11 protein-coding genes and 1 pseudogene are annotated in these 16,779 nt (G+C 58.1%); 6 read left to right on the top strand and 6 right to left on the bottom strand.

Features of this window, described 5'->3' with window-relative positions; genetic code table 11:
• Positions 1 to 734: 734 nt before the first annotated feature.
• The gene (locus tag LB564_RS29035; protein ID WP_224542530.1) at positions 735 to 977 is read left to right on the top strand and encodes a hypothetical protein; all 243 of its coding nucleotides are present in this window, start codon (positions 735 to 737) and stop codon (positions 975 to 977) included.
• A 658-nt stretch (positions 978 to 1,635) separates the two neighbouring features.
• Here the strand turns inward: LB564_RS29035 and LB564_RS29040 are convergent.
• Together LB564_RS29040 and LB564_RS29045 are read right to left on the bottom strand one after the other, a co-directional pair.
• Positions 1,636 to 2,682 (bottom strand): annotated as a pseudogene (locus LB564_RS29040) (IS110 family transposase).
• Positions 2,683 to 2,929: 247 nt separating this feature from the next.
• On the bottom strand, positions 2,930 to 3,061 hold the full coding sequence (locus LB564_RS29045; protein ID WP_224542602.1) for an invasion associated locus B family protein: 132 nt from the start codon (positions 3,059 to 3,061) through the stop codon (positions 2,930 to 2,932).
• 428 nt (positions 3,062 to 3,489) lie between these two features.
• Between LB564_RS29045 and LB564_RS29050 the strand changes: the two genes are divergently transcribed.
• Together LB564_RS29050 and LB564_RS29055 are read left to right on the top strand one after the other, a co-directional pair.
• Positions 3,490 to 3,981, top strand: a complete 492-nt coding sequence (locus LB564_RS29050) for a hypothetical protein (RefSeq protein WP_224542531.1) — start codon at positions 3,490 to 3,492, stop codon at positions 3,979 to 3,981.
• Positions 3,982 to 4,121: 140 nt separating this feature from the next.
• Complete coding sequence (locus LB564_RS29055; protein WP_224542532.1) at positions 4,122 to 4,721, top strand: HdeD family acid-resistance protein; 600 nt, start codon at positions 4,122 to 4,124, stop codon at positions 4,719 to 4,721.
• 544 nt (positions 4,722 to 5,265) lie between these two features.
• On the opposite strand, the gene LB564_RS29060 is transcribed toward LB564_RS29055, so the two are convergent.
• Both LB564_RS29060 and LB564_RS29065 read right to left on the bottom strand, forming a co-directional pair.
• Complete coding sequence (locus tag LB564_RS29060) at positions 5,266 to 5,526, bottom strand: hypothetical protein (RefSeq protein ID WP_224542533.1); 261 nt, start codon at positions 5,524 to 5,526, stop codon at positions 5,266 to 5,268.
• Entirely contained in the window at positions 5,523 to 6,566 is a 1,044-nt protein-coding gene (locus LB564_RS29065; protein WP_224542534.1) for a cupin domain-containing protein, read from the bottom strand. Before LB564_RS29065 ends, LB564_RS29060 begins: the two co-directional genes overlap by 4 nt.
• A 228-nt stretch (positions 6,567 to 6,794) precedes the next feature.
• On the opposite strand from LB564_RS29065, the gene LB564_RS29070 reads away from it, so the two are divergent.
• From LB564_RS29070 to LB564_RS29080, 3 genes are all read left to right on the top strand, one after another.
• On the top strand, positions 6,795 to 7,148 hold the full coding sequence (locus LB564_RS29070; protein ID WP_224542535.1) for a hypothetical protein: 354 nt from the start codon (positions 6,795 to 6,797) through the stop codon (positions 7,146 to 7,148).
• The gene (locus LB564_RS29075; protein ID WP_224542536.1) at positions 7,100 to 7,597 is read left to right on the top strand and encodes a sensor histidine kinase; all 498 of its coding nucleotides are present in this window, start codon (positions 7,100 to 7,102) and stop codon (positions 7,595 to 7,597) included. Before LB564_RS29070 ends, LB564_RS29075 begins: the two co-directional genes overlap by 49 nt.
• A 276-nt stretch (positions 7,598 to 7,873) precedes the next feature.
• A complete protein-coding gene (locus LB564_RS29080; RefSeq protein ID WP_224542537.1) occupies positions 7,874 to 8,623 on the top strand; it encodes a response regulator transcription factor in 750 nt (249 codons plus the stop codon).
• Positions 8,624 to 8,651: 28 nt separating this feature from the next.
• Here the strand turns inward: LB564_RS29080 and LB564_RS29085 are convergent, their stop codons facing one another.
• Both LB564_RS29085 and LB564_RS29090 read right to left on the bottom strand, forming a co-directional pair.
• Positions 8,652 to 10,901 carry a PAS domain-containing protein gene (locus LB564_RS29085; RefSeq protein ID WP_224542538.1) on the bottom strand — a complete coding sequence of 750 codons (2,250 nt, stop codon included), beginning with the start codon at positions 10,899 to 10,901 and terminating at the stop codon, positions 8,652 to 8,654.
• A 122-nt stretch (positions 10,902 to 11,023) separates the two neighbouring features.
• Positions 11,024 to 16,402 (bottom strand): ATP-binding sensor histidine kinase, encoded by a 5,379-nt coding sequence (locus LB564_RS29090; protein ID WP_224542539.1) that lies wholly within the window; start codon positions 16,400 to 16,402, stop codon positions 11,024 to 11,026.
• Positions 16,403 to 16,779 lie beyond the last annotated feature (377 nt).

Genomic DNA, 16,779 nt, shown 5'->3' on the forward strand with positions numbered 1-16,779 from the left:
GGCGCTTCTGCTTCCCGTTCACTTTTGCTCGACTGGCGCTGGGTTCCGCTTGCCTGGTGCCTAGTCGTCTGCTGCATGGTCAATCGCCCCGCCGGCCTCACGGTCCAAACAGGCTCCATTCGAGAATGATATTTGCTGGCCTGCCATCACCAGGAGGACATTCCGTCCAGATGGGCCAAGTATTGAGCGATGATAGAACGGGAGTTGCTGCGGGACCGTTGTCCCGCTCGAAAGGCTGATTCATCCTGTCGCATAAGCCTCCCCCGATTCACCGCTAACCTAGGGTTACCCCAGGCAGACTAATTATCAATGAAAAAAGCGGTAGTCGACGACATGTTTAGTAACCGTATCCATAACGCCACAGCATCTCTTTTAGCTAATGCACATTCTTGCCGCCGGAGCAGCTATAGCTCTTGTAGCCGGCTGGGCGGCGACACTTTCAACAGAAGTGCCTTCATCTGTAATATTTCTGCTTGCTAATATACCTGGGTTTCAGATGGACTTCAGATGGGCTTCGTGGCGCCGGACGGTCAGAAAATAGCCGAACTAGGGTTGCTTCGACGGCGTCGGGCGCGCCATATCGCGGCACGGGTTTGGTTTGCCACATCATCCGCAACGGCATCTGAGCGCCACTGTGTACAGGAAAGCTGAGTTTTTGCGATCATTCCGCCAGCATGAGATGTGTCGTGAATGCATCCGGTCCTTTGAATAGTTAGCTTCGAGGGATTGGGTCTATGAAAGGGCGGGGCTGGATCAGGCTACAGCGAGTTGCCGACGCGCAAGCCATCAGGAAAAAGATTGCTCTGCTTGAACAAGAGCTGATTGCGGCACGCACCGATAAACACGCAAAGCTCCATGAGATCGGCCTTCAATTGCGGGCTTACAAGTCGCAGCTGGAGCGGCTGGAATTCTGCATCTCAGCACTGCAATCTCTCCGGTCGGCGCAGGTCGGAATGTCTGTTCTTGGGGAACACTGAAGAGATCTCAGTGTCTGATATTGGGCGCAAAGCTGCCATTCGGTAGAAGACGAATGCGGTCAGCGAGTGGCTGGATCAGCTTCTTGAATCAATTTGGGCGAACCGCTTCGTAACCCGTTGATAAATAATGATTATGTTAGTCACGGAGGAGGATGCTTGGAAAACGACCATAATCAACTAGTTAGGATCCGGTGGGACCATCCGACATTCAAATCTGTTCCAATGCTTTTCAATGTTTTTGTCCCACCCACAAGATTGCTACGCCCAGTCGACCAAACGCCTCGCTCAAAGGTCCCGATGCCGGGCAAGAAGCGTCTACAGTGCTGTGTGAAGGTTATGATAACGCCAGTGACCGGCATCTACGTCGAGCTGCTGATGTCGTGAATGGGGCCGTGTATGGACGGCTCTCCGTTGGCAACGGATTCTTTGAGCTTTGCCTTTGCTGGTTGGTGCGGCCATGTATCCGACCTGTAGGTGCGGCCTATCATGTGCCGCTGGCCATAATGCCATTCGCGCGTCTCAGGTCCCGATCGTAAGCTCGCACTCGAGGTGCACGGCCCCAGTGGGTTTTCCTGATCCGGCGGTATCAACCGGCTTTGTGCATTAGCTCCTGTCCGCCCTTTCCAACCTCGTCAGCGATCGCTCGCCTTATCTTGTTCTATGCGATGACCGGTTCCCTGTAGCGCTCGCCGTTCGTCATCAGTGCCCAGACCATCCGGGCGGTCTTGTTGGCCAACGCAACCGCCGTAACCTTGGCTGTTCGCCGTGCCATCAACTGCACGAGCCATGGCCTCCTGGTACCGTTGCGCTCGGCATAGCGGATGACCGCCATCGCACCCACCATGAGCAACTGCCGCAAGTAGCGATTGCCGGCCTTGGAGATACTGCCGAGCCTCTCCTTTCCCCCGCTCGAGTTCTGCTTTGGCACGAGTCCGATCCATGCCGATAGACAGCGCCCCGACTTGAACGCATGCGCATCCGCGACCTTAGCCACGAATGCACTTGCCAGCAGCGGGCCGACGCCTGGGATTTCCATCAACCTGCGACCAAGCTCGGTCTCACGCGCATTCGCCCGAACCCTACGATCGCTTTCGAGAATCTGTTTCTTCACGACCCTGAGCTGCGCCTCGAGCATGCGAAGGCATAGCCGCGCGTCAGCTGGTATCCTGGCCTCGCTCTCGTCGTTGACGACCACGAGCAGTTGCTCAATCCCATTCCGCCCGATCGGCGCTACGATCCCGAACTCGGATAGGTGTGCCCGCAACGCGTTCGATATCTGCGTGCGCTGGCGGTTGAGCATCAACCGGACCCGGTGCAGCATCATCACACTTTGCTGCTCGGGTGATTTCAAAGGCACGAAGCGCATGGTCGGCCGAGTGACCGCCTCGCAGATCGCCTCTGCATCTGCGGCATCATTCTTCTGCCGCTTCAGATAAGATTCTTCTGCCGCTTCAGATAAGGCTTCACATACTGCGCCGGCAGCAGCCGGACATCATGGCCACGTGCAGTCAGTTCTCTCGCCCAATAATGCCACGAGCTGCAGGCTTCGATACCGACCAGGCAACGTGGCAGGCTCTCGAAGAATGCCAGCACGCGCCCCACGCGTCAGCTTCCTGCGAACGACAACCTCACTCGCCGCATCCACCCCGTGGACTTGAAACACTGACTTCGCAATATCCAGACCAATCGTCGTAACGTTGCCCATCATAGATCCCCTCCAGTTCTGGCCCCACAATCATACCGCAGGTCGGGAGGAGAGCCGTCCACCGCATCACAAGCGGACCGGCAACTTCTGGCGTCCAAATCACGACAGAGGAGATTGAGCAAATTCGAAGTTCTGAATGCTCGATTCCCACGCTCCGGGAGTGGCAGCACACGCAGCCAAGGATCGTCTTAGCGGGATTGGCTTCGGACACCGGCAGTTCCGGCCCGCCTTGCAAGGATTCCACATCTTACTTCAGCAGCGCCGCTGTCTTGTCGAGCGCGCCCGGAAAGCCCTTCAGCGACAGGGCGAAATCTGTCTCCTTGCCGCTGTCCGCGACCACCTTGACTTTGAGGCTTGTTCCCTTGCGTAGAGCCGCCAGGGTCTCAGTTCATTGGCAGGTTATCTAGGTCCAAAGCTGATGAACCCTAGGCGACGGTACATATTGCAAGACGACTGTCCAATTGAGCCGAGCGGCAATGACGCTCAGGTTTGCGACGTACTTGGACCGTCATTTCGTCCCTTGAGCACGCGGCTGGGAAGGTAACGAAGGACCTCCCCCAACAATGGCATTCGGTCCAGCTTTTCGGAACAAGCGTATGGAGCCTCGCATGTTCGATCCACACTGATTCTCAACGGAATTGCATGACGACAGCCCCTGTCTCGGCCGCCGATTCCGAAGCACAACGCCCGACGCCCGACGCCCGACGTCCTGGCATGGGGCTAGGTCAGCCAGGACGCGAATATATACTGTCCAAATCGTCGCCGCCCAATGATTTCCATTCCTTTACCCCTCTCAAGGAGATTGCCATGAAGTCCTGTAGCTTCGTCGTTACCATGGTGACCGCCCACGTAGCTCTCATCACACAGCCAGCGAGTCTTCATGCCCAGGAATTGGAGTGCCCGTCCGCAGCCAGCCTCCACGTTTCTGAGGTTGAAGACGAGGTCACGGCCTTCCTGCCTAGAGGGCTGACGCTGGACCAGCCTGCCCAGTTGCAGGCGGCGATCCAGCTTCTCCGCGAGCACGGAATGTCCAGCGACGACACGATAAATTACCTCATCGCGCTCTTCTGCCCGGCCATGTCGGCCAGTACCGGCAGCCATGCGGAGAAGCTCGAAAGAATGAGACAATTTGCCGGCACTGTGACGCGTCAGGTGTTTGCGGCCGACACCATCCGCGACATCATCTACAATGTACCGCTACCTCCCACGGCGGCGGCTGCGGCGGCAACTCGTGCTGGGGACGTCGGTCTCACCGTCGAACAATGGATCGCGACGACCGTCGAGGACGCTCTCAGGTAGCCGACCACGGTGCATGCAGCGTTCTGAGCCGCTCACCGGTAAGAACCTCCCCTTCCTCAGCATTGCGGCTTTGCCCGGCGATCTTCCGGCGCCTGGCCTAATACATCAAGCCTATCAGATGGATAAGAAGGAGATCTCAAATGTTCGACACAAAAATCGATCGTTCACTCGGAGCGCCACCAGAGGAATTATACGGAAAATGGGGTTGGTTCGCGGCGCTTGGAGTTGGATGTCTGGTAGCCGGTGCAATTGCGAGCCTGAACCTTTTCTCCGCGACGCTAGTGTCTGTTCTCTACATTGCCGCGATGATGCTCGCCGGCGGCGTGATGCAGATTATACACGCCTTCACGACGAGCGGTTGGGGCCGCCGCTCTCTCTACGTCCTGGCCGGGCTGCTCTACGCGGCCGCCGGAGCGATCGCGCTCTACGATCCGCTCCTGACCGCGGTCGACATTTCCCTGGTGCTCGGAATCCTGCTCATCGCCGCTGGCATCGTTCGCATTGTCACCGGCCTGCAGCTCCGCAACCAGGGTGGATGGGGGTGGATCGCCGGCAGCGGCGTCTTTACCATCATTGTTGGCACGTTCATTGTCGCCACTTGGCCCGCAGTCGGTCTCTGGCTACTCGGGGCAATACTCACGGTCGACCTTCTGTTCCAGGGTGGGGGGTTCATTGGCCTTGGGTTATCCCTGCGTTCACAACAAAAGCGTCGCCCCAGCGGCCGGTCGGTCGCCCACTAACCGGCGACCAAAAAAGGTCAATAGATCCGCCCTGATCTGACCGTGATCTGCCTGCGTCTGGCAGATCACCGCCTGGGGACGAAGCGTTCGTAACCGCTCGCGGTCTGCGTGTTGCGTACCAGTTTTGACCTGCCAACTGTCGGGCTGGCCGCGCACGTTTCGACGGCACCAGACCGACAAATATCTGTGCGATCCCATCGACGTCGCTCGGTTCAAGGGCCTGCCATCCGCCCATAGTGGCCTGCGTCGGAGCATAGTAACCGTCGATTCTGGAGCTTCGGAGACTATGCCCGTCGGCATGGCGTCAAGACTGGACCGGCATCACCCGTATGCCAAGCGCGCGACTTCTTGCGATGGCGCTTCTGTGAGGGCTTCGAGGGCAAAGTTCGACGCGCCGCAGTAGGCGCGGGACGCTCTTCGACCAACGGCATCGTCGCCGCGCCGGCGCGGGCGCGTGTCAGGCGAGGCAGCCCGAACGGCAGTGGCCGCACGCCAAACACATTGTTCCGAAGCGGTTCGAACATTCTCGTCGGGCATTTCGCAATTAGGGCAAGGTAGCCGACCGCTGCATCGTTTCCGAGCAGATCGATAAGGTGATGCCATCCTCCTGCCGCGCAACGGCCGCATGGGCTGGGCCAGCCCAATCCAGGTGGCAGCGCGACATTTGGATCAACGTCGGCAGCCGGTGGATGAACGAGATCGATGCGTTCATTTCTGCTTCCGTCTGCACCAAATAGCCCTGCTCCGTTCTCGTCACCTGGTGGAGTTGGTCAGGAAGATTGGGTGACGCGGCCGCTTCACTCACGTTTTGTCGTCAAGGGCCGGCGTCAGAAAGCGCGGCGCGGCCCTCAAATCGGCCACGGTCAGCCTTGGTAAGCTGAGGTTCGCCGCCAACACGTCGACCGGATTGGCCGCCAGCCAGGCAGAGAGGTCGTTCGCCTCATAGTGACCGTCATTGAACCCGACCAGAACGCGCAGAATTCCTGATCCCGTGTTGCGGATATAGTGGCCGGAACCCATTGGCGCATAGCCTATATCCCCTGTCTCGAACTGCTCAATAACAACCTGACCTTCTGCGAGGAACACCGCCATCTCTGCGGCCCCTTCGATGTAGTATTGCCACTCGTCGGCATTGGGATGCCAGTGTAGTTCGCGCATTGCCCCAGGCTCGATCTCCAACAACGAACCGGCCATCGTGGTAGAGATCGGAAACTCGTTAACCGACACCGTTCTTTGCGTTCCGCCGCCCGGCACCCGACGCGGTTGCTGAGCAGAGAGCGGGTAGCGATGGGGTGTCGTCAGTGCCGGAACCGGGCGTGGCTCGGCATCCGGGGACCGGTCATCGGGCGCCGGGCCGCTTGCGAAATAGACCTCTTTGTGCGGTAGCTTGGATAGGGACTCAACGGAAAGGCCCAAATTCTGACGCACGACGTCCGCTGGCGTACACGACAGCCAGTCGGTGATGCTGAAGGTATGGTCTTCCGAGAAATCGCCATTGTCGAAGATGAGAATAAAATGGCATTCGCCGGGTCCGACCCCTTGTATAGAGTGACCCCATCCGCGCGGGAAATACCAGACATCGCCCGGCCCGAACGTATCAGTCGCCGCTTCCCCTTTAGGGTTGAGGATCGTTGTGCGGCAGTTGCCAGAAATCACAAACGCCCATTCGGCGGCATTGGCGTGCCAATGCAGTTCGCGCATTGCGCCGGGGCCGAGGCGCATCGACACGCCGGCGATCCCGATGCTGGCGGGAAACTGGTGCATCGAGGCACCTCGTGTGATGCCGCCGTTCCCTACACGTGGGATGGACTTCTCAAGTTGGTATCGGAACGAAGGCAATGTCATCTGTGATTCCTTTGCTTCAACGAGAGTCAGGCTTGCCGTACTCGGTGCTGACCGTGTGATGCTAAGTGTGGGTTGCCGTTTCACCTATCGGCGCAAAGGATAGCCCTTCCATACATTGGTACGGTCGCCCGCCCGTGTGGGCGGACTCGACTGCCGCTAGGTGGGATTATTCACGATCTACCTTCGCCGTAGCGTGGCGTCGCGTTAACGGAGAAGATCGGGACGAATATGCCAAAAGAAGCAATTGAAGAAACAGTGGAACGAGCGCTAGCATCGCGGGCCGCCATGGCGAGGATGATGGCGGTTGCGGGCCATGATTTGAAGCAACCGCTGCATGTCGCGATCTTGTCGCTCGCCCGCGCGGCTGAAGCTGGTGTGTCGTCCGCCACTGCCGATCGTCTCCGCGTCGCTCTTGACGCAATGAAGCGCCTGGGTAGCGAGCTCGATGATCTCGCTCGCTTGTCGCAGAAAGACGAGACGTTGCAACCGCGCCGCCAGAATTTGCTCCTTGCTCCAGTGCTGGAGCGGCTCGAATGGATTGGCGATTCTACGCTGAAGCTTGCGGCGTCGAGCTTCAGATAACCTCCTGCGACATCATCGTTGAGACCGATTCCGAATTGCTCCACACGATCCTGCGAAATTTGGTCGGCAATGCGATCAAATATAGCGGACCGGGTGGCCATGTCCGACTGATGTGCCGGACCAGGCGCCACAGAGCTTGCATTGACGTGCAGGACGACGGCGCCGGGATTCCCGCCGCACGCCTCGCACGAATCTTTGATGCATTCGAGCGAGGTGACGCCGCGGAGCAGGACGGCATGGGTCTTGGCCTTATGATCGTCCAACAGACTGCGGACCTGCTGCGCCATCGAGTCACAGTGAGGTCAATCCCGAATGTAGGATCGACGTTCTCGGTCGAACTGCCTTTGGCAAATCAGGGCCAGCGCATGTGGAGAGCCCGGCCCGATCCTACCGGCACCCCAAACATGACCCTGCGCCGCAACTTCCATGCTTGGCGCAGATCGAAATAATAGCTCAGCAGCACAGTTCGAGCCGCGGGAACTCCTCGGCAGAGAGGGGCGCTGCAATCTCATAGGAGGATTGCGTGGCTGAGGGCTTCCTACCGGTCAACGTAGATCTAATAGAAATCTCTAATAGTTCTGAAGCACGGCTTTCAATACATTTTACCAGAAGCCAAACAGGCGCACCGCTGCCACTAAAATGCCACCGCCCCCCGAAGCGTTATACTGCTAATTTCACAAATCTCGGAGTATAACACGCAATATCTGCAATTGAGGGTCAGATCAATGGAAAACACGGTAAAAGAACTTATTAACATCGTGACGTCAGACACAATTATGGCTTCGTCCGTCGACCGCAGCCCCTCTCGCCGTCCTGTGTCTCGGAGCGAGCATGCCGCCAGGGAATCCAGCGTCTCCATAATTGACGCCGACGGTATGGTTCGCCAAGCTCTTCAAGCTCTCCTGAAATCCATCGATCTCCCCTCACAAGCCTTCGGCTCGGTCAGTGATTTTCTTCAGAAAAACAAGTCACCTGACACCCCGAGTTGCATCGTCCTGGACGTTCGGCTTCCGGGGCTCGGCGGACTTGAGTTTCAAGAACAACTCGCGCGGTCGGGAGTTAAGACTCCGATCGTCTTCCTTACTGCTCATGCGGATATACAGATGACCGTTCGCGCGATGAAATCAGGCGCGGTGGATTTTCTCACCAAGCCGTTCCGGGATCAAGATCTCCTGGACGCCGTTTCCGCTGCTCTCGAACGGGATCGCGCGAGGCGGCGCCAGCAGCAAGCGATTAATGACTTGCGCCGGCGTTTCTCTTGTCTGACCGAACGCGAATTGGATGTGACTTGGCTTGTCGCTGCGGGACTTATGAACAAGCAAATTGCGGCAGAACTCGGTATAAGCGAGTCTACTGCAAAGTTGCATCGGGGCAGCGTCATGCGCAAACTGGATGTGCGCACGGTTCCTGACCTTGTGCGCATAGCCGACATGATGGCTCAGAGCATGGAACCTCGGCTACCGCAGCGATTGTAGTTTAATCTCCCTCGCGTGGTTCAAGTTGCTATTGGAGCCCGGCTGTGGACGTGTCACCATTTCCGCCTTGCACCGGGTTATTAATAGGCAAAGTAAAGGTGAAGACCGCGCCTCCGTTTTCCCCTTTCTCAGCTCGGATCTCCCCGTCATGCGCCTCAATGATGGAACGGCAGATCGCCAGTCCGATACCCTTGCCGTTCCTCTTGGTCGAGTAGAACGCCTCGAATATCATGTATGGGTCTTCCATTCCGGAGCCTTGATCGCGCACTTCCACGGAAATCCGGTTGCCGGCATCATATCGCGAGCCGATTTCAAGGACTCGTTTCTCCGGAGGCACCTGTTTCATGGCATCGATGCCGTTCCGGATCAGGTTGACGAGAACCTGCTGAAGCTGGACGCGATGCCCCATTACCGACGGCAAGCCGCTATCCAAGCCGGTTCTGAGCTGGATTGCGTTCGCCGCAAGCTCGTCCTCCATGAGTCGGCAGACCTCCAGGACAAGTTCCTTGATGCTGACCGACGTCCTAGCTTCCGAGTTCGCTTGGAACAGGGCCCGGATCCGACGGATAGTGTCTGCGGCCAGATTTGCATCCCTCACGATCCTGCCCACGTTGGCCATCGCGCGTTTCGTGTTAGGCGGATCGGCCTTCAGCCAGTGCTCGCAAGCCTGTGAGCTTGCCACGATGCTGGCCAGCGGCTGATTGACTTCATGCGCGATGGATGCGGTCAGCTCGGAAAGGCTGGCTGCCTTCGAGGCGCTCGCAAGTTGCTCATGCGCCGACCTCAGTTCCTCCTGCATCCTCGTTTCATCTTCGATATCGGTGATGACCGTATACCACTGCAGCAGCCGGCCATCCCCGTCGCTAAGCGGCTCCGACCGACTGTCGGTCCAGCGGTAGGGCCCATCGTGTCGCTTGAGGCGATAGCGCAACGTAAACGGCTTGCCTGAAGCAAAGGACTCAGCCAGGGCGCGGCGGAACCGTTCCCTGTCGTCTGGATGCACCAACAAGTCTATCGGCTGGCTGAGCTCTAACCCCGCCTGGTTAAAATCCCCGACGCGGATTCCGGTGTAATCGCTGAGCCGCCTGTTGGTGTAAGTTGGTACGCCCGAAGGCGACGCGCACCAGACCATGACAGGCACCGTGTCGACCAGAAGCTGCAGCTGCCTCTCACTCGCCCGCAGAGCTTCCTCGGCCTGCTTGCTCTCGTCGATATCGATGAGGGCGCCGTACCAGCGCGTGATCTTGCCCGTGTCGTCGCGCAGAGCCGCAAGACGACTGTCGACCCAGCGAAACACGCCGTCGTGGCGGCGCAAGCGGTATATCTCCGCAAAGGAGGTGCCCGTCGAGAATGACCGCATCATCGCGTCACTGACCCGAACACGATCGTCGGGGTGCACGGTCAGTTCGAGGGCCTCACGCAGGCGGGTCTTGTTTGGAACCTCCAGGTCTCCAATCACGATGCCGGCAAACGCGGTGACCTGCTTATTTGCGTAGGACGGTTCACCCTCGGGCGTTGCGCACCAGATTAGGGCAGGAATGGCGTCAACGAGTTGTCGAAGCTCTCGCTCACTCTCCCTGAGGGCCTGCTCGACGAGCTTCTGTTCATGTATATCCACAGACGTGCCGTACCAGCCGGTAATGTCCCCTTTGGCACCCCGGGCAGCGCGAGCAACTGCATGAAACCAACGATAGCTGCCGTCATGCCTTTGGATGCGGCAATCGGTCACAAAGTCCTCGCCGCTGGCAAGGCACTCCACCAGCCGGCCAAATGTCTGTTCCACGTCTTCGGGGTGCACAAGCGGAATGGCATTTTTCCAGTCGTCCAAGTCTGTCCGTCGCTTGTTGCCCGTGACATAGTCCTGTACCGCCTGATTTGTGTACGTGTACTCACCCTTGCTGTTCAGAGACCACCCCATGGTCGGCATGTTGTCCACGATGGCCGCCGCAAATCGCATGCGATCATCCGCCTTGGTTGGTAAGAGCATCGCATACCTGATCATGGTGAAAATGACCAAGGCTGCACCTCCAAAGAGTGCGGTTTGCAGTGAAGGAAAGAAGTCACCCTTTGTCGTCAGATGTGCAGGCGGAAAGTGGGCAAGCGCGAAAAGCAGCGTCACGAAGACCGTCGCAATGAAGCCGATAAGCCGAGTACCAAAGGAACAGACCGACACGACGCCCATGATCAGGAGCCACGGCTCACCAGTGACCAGCATCAAAACGATAGCCATAAGCAGGGGGAAGATCGCCAGAACGGGTTCTGAGGCATTCCGGAACATCGAGATGCCCCTAATGTTATGCCAAGGCCAGGACATGTCTGCGCGGCTGAGATGGTCGAAGCTGAACAATGGGCATATGCAGAACAATAGTTCGGTTAAGGGCTGACGTCTTTCACTTGGCGTTATCGGCGTTCTCTGCGAGCACTTAAGGAGGGCGGGTCAGGACTGTCGATTGGCAGGGAAAAGCCGAAAATCGCCCCTTGTGGTTCATTGCGTGCCGTTCCGAGCGAGCCGCCGTGGGATTCGATAATTGTCTTGCTGATTGCCAGTCCCATTCCCATTCCATCCGGTTTCGTCGAATAGAAGGCGTCGAAAAGCTTTTCTTCCAAGCCGAATGGCACGCCAGGACCACTATCATGCACCGCGACATAGATCACATGCTTGGATTGGCGTCTGGAAACTAATTTTAGTTCCCGCGGCCGATCGTTGACACTGGCCATGGCGTCTAAGGCATTGAGCATCAAGTTTAGGATGACCTGCTGCAACTGGACGCGATCCGCCAAGACGCGAGGGAGGGCCCTGTGCAGGCTAACCTCAAGCGACACGTCATTCAGCACAAGTTGCTCTCGAACCAGCGCGACTGTGTCGGAGATGATTGCGTTGACGTCCACGAGGTCGTTCTTAGGCGGCATCTTGGTGACAAGGGCACGTGTGCGATCGAGCACTTCGGCTGCCCGATGTCCCTCGCTCATCGCCCGCTCGAGCGCGCGCCGAACTGCGGGAATATTTGGGGGGTCTGCTGACAACCAGTTCAGCCCTGCCGAAGCGCTGGTCACCACACCCACTAAGGGCTGGCGCAGCTCATGAGAGATCGCGGCGGAGAGTTGCCCGACAGTAGCGACCCGACTCGCGTGGGCCAATTCGGATTGAAGGTCATGGTAACGGCGATCGCTTGCACGAGCGGCCTCCTCCGCCTGCTTTCGCGCAGTCAGATCCAGAATGAAGGTGACCCCGCCGTCCAATCCCACGTCGCCAAATGTGGCGGCGCCAAGCAGTACGGGAACCCGTCTTCCATCCTTATGAAAGAACTCCTTCTCCCAGGGGCGCGCTATCCCCGTTGCTTTTACTTCGGCGACAATTCTGGCGTCGTTCTCCCATTCCTCAGGTGGAGACAAATCAGTCCAATAAACTCGCCCCGCGGCAAGATCCTCGCGGTCAAAGCCGAGCATGTTAAGGAACAAGTCATTAGCCTCGAATATCAGGCCATCGAACTTCCACATGAAGACGCCGATAATGTTGGCATCCACCAGACGGCGGATTCTCGCCTCGCGTTCGGCGAGGTCGCGATAAAGGCGTGTATTCTCCAGGGCAACGGCGGCATGGGACGCAATCAGCTTCAGAACAGCTATCTGACTGGGCGTGAATACGTTCGCGGCAAGGTTGTTCTCCAGATATAGCAGCCCGATCAGCTTCCCCTGATTGATCAGCGGCAGCGCCAGAAGAGAGCGCACATGGCGGTCCAGGACATATGCATCGGTGGAAAACGGGCTGGTTGACAGTGCATTCTCCAAGATAACCGTTTCTTTGGTACTGAGGACGTGCTGGACGACTGAATCAGGCAGCGCGGCATTTGTGAGGTCCAGGTTGTCCCGCAACCGCACTACCACGCCATGACCCGTCATCTCGGCTTCGGCCTCGATATAGGTCTCCGCACCTTGGCTCAGCATAAGAACCGCTCTCCCTGCCCCAGCATGTTCGATCGCCATGCGCATCAGCGCGTCGACGAGCTTTTCGAGGACGATCTCCCCCGAGACGGTCTGAGCGACCTTGATCACCGTCGCCAGTTCGAGTTGTTCGACCGGCGCGAACGTCGTGCTGGTCGACAGTGCTAATGGCTGCTCTTCTTGTAGTTGCGGGTACGATGCCTCCATCTGCTTGACTTTGGCGTGGGCTCCCCAGCGCAGATAGCATAGGCGGGCTTCCCGCAAATACATCTGGGAGATTCTTTCGAAGTGCCGCCGGGCATAGAACCGGCCAGCCATTTCATTGGAAACGGCTTCATTGTGCAGGAAGCCGTTTTCCTTCGCAAAGCGGATGCTCTCGTCATAGAGGCGCTGGGCTTGCAGATCCTGTCCGTCTACCCGCGCTATCTCCGCTGCGACGAGGAGGTGCTTGTCGGCAAATGTCGGAGAACCTGTTTCATCGGCCCAGGCACGCAACTGGGCGTGCTGCGAAGCCAATTTCGCGCGCATTGCGCCCCGCTGGGCAGCGGGTGTTTCATCGATGAGTGCAGCCATCGAAAGCCCGGCGTAGTAGAAGCAGTCCATCTGCTCGATCTGCATGTTCCGGATCGAAGACTGCGATTGTACCTCGTCCGCAGCGGCCAAGGCAGACTCGTACTCCCCCGCAAGGAAATGAACCATGGTCTTGCGGGTCCAGTACCACCACATGACGACAGAGTTCTGCGAGCGGGCGAGTTCGGCTTCGAAGGCATCCGCGTCGAAGGTCTCGTCGCTGTACTCCGAAAGTCCGCGTGTCCGGCCCCGCAGGCTTGCTACCGCGCGTTCTGTGGCTATCACTAGACCCATTCCAGCCTGAAAGCCGGTTTCTCGGGCAAAATCGAGCGCACGCTTACACTCCTGGTCGACATCCTCAAGCTTCTGGCCGCTGAGAAAGACGTGCAGGACGATCACGGCGGCCTCGAAGCAAGCGTAATAGAGATCGCCGGCTTGAACTCCGCCTCTAAATGCTGCGCGTAGCCAATCAAGTACGACGGGCAGCGGTTCAGTCCATGCGGCGGCAAGTCCTGTCAAATGGTTCACGCGCGCTATATCGACTGATCCGTTTCGCGCTGAGGCAAGATCGCTGGCAAGTCGGGCGATGCGATATCCGTCCTCGTAGCGGCCAAAGGCGGGGCCGATGATGTAGCCCATCAGGACGAGGCCTTGCGCCGACGTGCTTGCAGCCCCTCGGGTCAGGGAAAGATTTACCATTCTGCAGATAATCAGGATGGTCATGTTGAAGCTGGAAAAATATGCCGGCGGCTGCATCTCCGCCAGCAAACGCATGGCCGCTAGCGCGTGTTGATCTGTCATGGGTAGCAGATCGGCGAAGCTCTCTATCTGGTCCCCCTGGAGATTGCTCCAAATCTCATCGTATTCGCGCTGGACGTCTTCCCAAGTAGGGCGTATCGGCAAGTCGAAGCCAAGTATCCTCAGCCCTTCCAATCCATTTTCGACTGCACCGCTGTTGTCCGACTTGACAACACAAAGCTCGACCTTCAGCTGATAAACCGCCGCTTTCTCCACATCGGCAGTCCCATGCGTCAGCAAGGCAGAGATCATCTGCTCGGCCTGCGCGAGGTCGCCGGTAAGGAAGGTGCATTCGGCGTGCTCCATCGCCAGGGCGAATGCAAGTTCGCCATGTGTCGTCCAGCCGAACTCGGCGAGTTGTGATCGTCCCCGTGCCAGGTAGCCGCACGCCGCCGAATAGGCAGCGGACGCCTTGGCTTTTCGTCCAGCGCGCAAGTATAGGGTTGCGACCCTCACGCGCTCCGCAGGTGCAATGCTTCCGATTTCGATGCGGTCGAACTGACTCACGATGTGGAAGACATCGACATCGATCTCGGTTTCATCGAGCGTCGCCAGCAGCCGCGATCCAATCAGCTGGTGGGTGATGGCCTTCTGCGGTTCGGGAAGGGAGGCATAGGCTGCTTCATGGATGCGATCGTGCGCAAATGCGTAGCCATCGTCCACTTGGAAGAGTAGACCGGCCACAAGCGCGTCGTGGAGAAGCATGTGTGCCTTCTCGGCAGATGCTTCGACAATCCGCTGGAACGTCAGTGCCTTCACAGCGGCGCCCATGCAAGCCATTTGCCTTAACGCCTCTTGCGAGGGCTCCGGAAGGCGGCGCAGGCGCTCAATCATGAGATCCACAATGTTGTCACTCACATGCCTCGCACCGACCTGATCGATATCCCAGCTCCAGCCCGAAAAGTCCGGATCGTAAACGAGCAGGTTCTCGTCGACGAGGCTCGCTACGAATTGCGTGGTAAAGAAGGGGTTGCCGCCAGCCTTCGCAAATACGATATCGGCTAGCGGAGCCACTCTCTGAGGATGATCGTCGAGCGCATCGGCGATCATGTGGACAATGTCCTCGGGCCGGATTCCGCCCAACTGGATTTCCTGTACCGGCGCTCCTGACGTTCGGATGGAGTGTAGGCGTCCTGTCAAAGGGTGATCTGGAGCAACTTCATTGTCCCTGTATGCACCCACTAGGAGAAGGCTTGCCGTTTCCGTCTGAGTCACCAAACTCTCGACGATGTCTACGGTCGCGGAATCCAGCCATTGCAGATCATCAAGGAACAAGACGAGGGGGTGCTCGGGGCGTGCGAACACGCCGATGAACTGTCGAACCACAAGACGTAGCCGGCTCTGCGCCTCAGGTCCGGAAAGATCCGGCACCTTGGGCTGTTCGCCGATGATCATCTCCAATTCTGGAATGAGATTGACCATCAATTGGCCATTCGGCCCGAGGGCGGTGGCGAGCTCATCTCGCCATAGCGCCACTTCGGCCTCGTGTTTGCTCAGCAGTTGTGCAACCAAGCCTTGAAAAGCCTGCGCCAGCGTCGCGTATGGAATTCCACGCTTGTATTGGTCGAACTTGCCAGACGCGAAGAGTCCGTGCCGGGATACAAGCGACCTGTGCAATTCGTTGACGACCGACGATTTGCCGATCCCAGAATAGCCGGACACAAGAACGAGTTGGGGAAACCCATTCGCCACGACCAGATCGAACGCAGAGATCAACGATTTGATCTCGTCCTCCCGCCCGTACAGCTTTTCACGGAAGATTAGCTTGGTTGGCGCGTCGCGCGTGCCAAGTTCAAACGGCCGAACGGCTTCGTGCGTCTCCCATTCCTCAAGACAGCGCTGCAAATCCGCGCTCAGGCCAGCAGCCGTCTTGTAGCGGTCTTCCGCGGCCTTCGCCAGCAGCTTCATGACAATGTCTGAAACAGGCTCCGGAATTCCGTTCAACCTCTTTGAAGGAGGTATCGGTTGACGTGCCACATGACAATGGATCCACTCCATTGGGTCGGTAGCAACGAATGGCAGGGCGCCGGTGATCAGCTCGTAGAGCGTGACGCCAAGGGAGTAGAGATCGCTGCGAGCGTCGATCGAACGGTTCATGCGTCCGGTCTGCTCCGGAGCCATATAGGCGAATGTACCAGCGATCACTTCGGGAGGCACGGGAGTCTGTCGCTCGCGGGGAAGCCGCGAAGCAATGCCAAAGCCGGTCAACCACGCACGATCGCCAGAGCCGCTAATAAGAAAATTGTTGGGCTTTATATCCTTGTGGATCAGCCCAGCTTCATGCATCTGCCCCGTCGCTTCGGACATTGCCATGGACAATATCAAGAAGCGCCGGATCGGGATCGGTGACCCGGTCTGCCGCGTAAGCGGCTCGCCTCCGGGGTCCTCCAGCAGAAGCTCGGTAACGCCTCCTTGCTGCAAAAGCGCCGTCGGGCGCGCTGCCCAGGTACGCTCGATGTAGGGTTTCAAGCTGTGTTCATTAACGAGGCGGGCTGTGAGGCCCGGCCGCGGCTGGCTCAATTTAGGCCGAACAACGAGCGCAGTTTTCTCGATGTTCCCATCTCGGCGCCGCGCCCTCAGGAGCATACGCTCGTCATCTTCGGCGAGAACTCTTAGATCAGCATTCGTAAGATCTGCGAGCCTACGCTGGTACGTCATAGGGCTCTATCCGAGCTCGTTGCGTAACGTTGCGGCTGCCAATGATCACCGGCCAAAAGGGCGGCGACTGTCTTTGAACAATTGCGCTGTCGCAATGGCTTTCTCAGTCGCATTTTCATCCTCGTCACGACCAGAAGGACGATGGGACCGACTAACGGCCTTGGTCCGGTCAACGGAAAACTCTTTAT

It is taken from the genome of Mesorhizobium sp. ES1-6 (assembly GCF_020164775.1).
Classification (GTDB): Bacteria; Pseudomonadota; Alphaproteobacteria; order Rhizobiales; family Rhizobiaceae; genus Mesorhizobium.